Source organism: Candidatus Hakubella thermalkaliphila (genome assembly GCF_013281975.1).
Lineage (GTDB): Bacteria > Actinomycetota > Humimicrobiia > Hakubellales > Hakubellaceae > Hakubella > Hakubella thermalkaliphila.
This window is the reverse complement of sequence record NZ_BLRZ01000200.1, coordinates 1-2096: the sequence shown is the minus strand read 5'-3', so window position 1 is coordinate 2096 and position 2096 is coordinate 1. Positions and strand designations below refer to the sequence as shown.

The 2096-nt window shown below is 49.2% G+C and carries 3 protein-coding genes and 1 pseudogene; 2 read left to right on the top strand and 2 right to left on the bottom strand.

All coding sequences use genetic code 11. From position 1 onward, the window contains the following. Positions 1-165 precede the first annotated feature (165 nt). Positions 166-408, top strand: a complete 243-nt coding sequence (locus HW443_RS10845) for a DUF2283 domain-containing protein (RefSeq protein WP_176226533.1) — start codon at positions 166-168, stop codon at positions 406-408. A gap of 80 nt (positions 409-488) precedes the next feature. After that, positions 489-566, top strand: a pseudogene (locus tag HW443_RS14085) (helix-turn-helix domain-containing protein); the annotation flags it as partial. 15 nt (positions 567-581) lie between these two features. Here HW443_RS14085 and HW443_RS10840 read toward each other — a convergent pair. Both HW443_RS10840 and lpdA read right to left on the bottom strand, forming a co-directional pair. Continuing rightward, complete coding sequence (locus HW443_RS10840; RefSeq protein WP_176236174.1) at positions 582-911, bottom strand: bh protein; 330 nt, start codon at positions 909-911, stop codon at positions 582-584. A 24-nt stretch (positions 912-935) separates the two neighbouring features. Then, a partial coding sequence (gene lpdA / locus HW443_RS10835; RefSeq protein ID WP_176238190.1) for a dihydrolipoyl dehydrogenase occupies positions 936-2096 on the bottom strand: 1161 nt, incomplete at its 5' end.

The window sequence follows — 2096 nt, the reverse complement described above, 5'->3', positions numbered from 1 at the left end:
ATGAAAATTATGTTATTTTCAAGGGAGAAAACTCAAAGGCAAAAAGCCAGGGAGGTATGAAGTAAAGGCCAAACCTCACGATAAAATGATAATTGTCGTGTATGAAAAACGCAATAATGATATACTAGTGATAACAGCTTTTGGAGAGAGAGGACGAAAAAGACGATGAGAATAACCTATGACAAAATGGCAGATGCTGCTTACATCCAGCTAATGGAGGTAGATAATAGAAGAGGTATTGTTGAATACAGTGAACGGACCAAAGGAGGAGAGATAATAGTTCATTTTACAAAAGAAGGTAAGATTTTTGGCATTGAGATCTTGGATGCATCGGAACTATTGCCCCAAGAGTTCCTCAAACACACCCCACTGATAGATAAAGAAGAGAGGATACAGGCAACAGCCTAATCCTCACCGGTGAGCCAAACTCATAGGACGTATCCACTAAAATTGAAGAAAAGTCTTAGAGTTTAGCGAGAAGAACACGCGTAGACAAAAACGGTGACTGCTACCCGCACCAGGAGCAGATCGCCCGAGATCTGGGCTGCAGTCGGAAAGTCGCCTAATAACTCATCGGGGAATTACTTCTTCCCTTCAGTCTCCTTCGTAAGCACCTCATATATCTCTTTGGCCACCTTGTAGGGCTCCGTGATAAGTCGTCTGGGGATGAGAGGGAATAGAATCAGCAAGGCTTTTTTCATGCCCTCAGTAATCTCGTGGGGTTTGGAAAGAATATTCTCCAAAAAGCGTTCTGAGAAAACCTCCTGGAGCCTCTCCTTGTCCATCTCGATCTTGCTCCCGCACTTCTGGCACACGATGCTTCCGATATACTGGCCACGATAGGTAAGTTGATGCTCCGTCTCCTGGCCACACTGGAGACACAAAAGGATAGTCTTTATCTCTTCAGTCACCTGAGCCTCTCCTTTTCCTCCTTCTCAGCTTCTGGCCTTTCGGGGTAGATGAATGGCCAAACCATCTACATCAAGAGCTGCCTCCATAAGAGCCTCATTGAGAGTGGGATGGGCATGGATGGTTTCATAGATCTCCTTGGGCGTTGCTTCCAGATTCATAGCCAGAGCAGCCTCGGCGATTAGGGTGGAGGCGTTGGGACCCATGATATGGACTCCCAATATCTCACCATAGGTCTTATCAATCACCATCTTGACCAGGCCTTCTCTCTCTCCTTCTGCCAAAGCTTTGCCGCTGGCAGTGAAGGGAAACTTCCCCACCTTTACCTCGTATCCCCTCTCCCGGGCCTCCTTTTCCGTGAGACCCACATGAGCTATTTCGGGAGAAGTAAAAATGCAACTGGGGACAGCCCGGTAGTCCATGGTACTTTCCATCCCCGCCACGTTCTCCGCCGCTACAATTCCTTCTGCTGAAGCAACATGAGCCAGAAGCATGCCACCAACCACATCACCAATAGCATAGATTCCCGGGACATTGGTTTCCATCTGCTCATTTACTCTGATGAATCCTTTCTCTGTCTCTACACCCACTGCTTCCAGGTTCAGCTCAGCAGTATTGGGTTTTCTCCCGATAGCAATAAGAACGGTGTTGGCCTTAAGCTCCCTCACCTCGTCCCGGGAGGACACACTGATGGCTATGGGGCCGGCGCCAGGAGGGGAAACTTTGTCCACCCGGTAGCCCACCAGCAGATCCACACCACTTCTTTTTAGATGTTTGGCCAGAAGGGCGGCTATCTCATCGTCTTCGGTCATAACAATGCGGGGGAGCATCTCCACTAAGGTGATCTTTGAACCAAGCTGGTTGAAGATAGTGGCAAACTCTACTCCCACTACGGAAGCCCCTACGATGAGAATTTCATCGGGAAGCTCCTGCAGATTTAGAGCCTCATCGCTGGTCATGATCCTTTGACCATCAACCGTGACACCCGGGATGAGGGCGGGCAGGGACCCGGTAGCCAGGATGACTTTTTCTGCCTCCACGCTCCGAAGGCCACCCTCCTCATCTTTTACCTCCACCAGGCCCACTGCTCCCAGATGGGCAGTTCCCTTTATCACTTCTACCTGGTTGCTCTTGAGCAGGTATTGCACCCCTTTGACCAGAGTGGAGACTATCCTATCTTTCCTCTG

Excerpts from the sequence above, each read along its gene's own strand:
- HW443_RS10845 (WP_176226533.1), top strand. The coding sequence starts at position 166 with ATGAGAATAACCTATGACAAAATGGCAGATGCTGCTTACATCCAGCTA.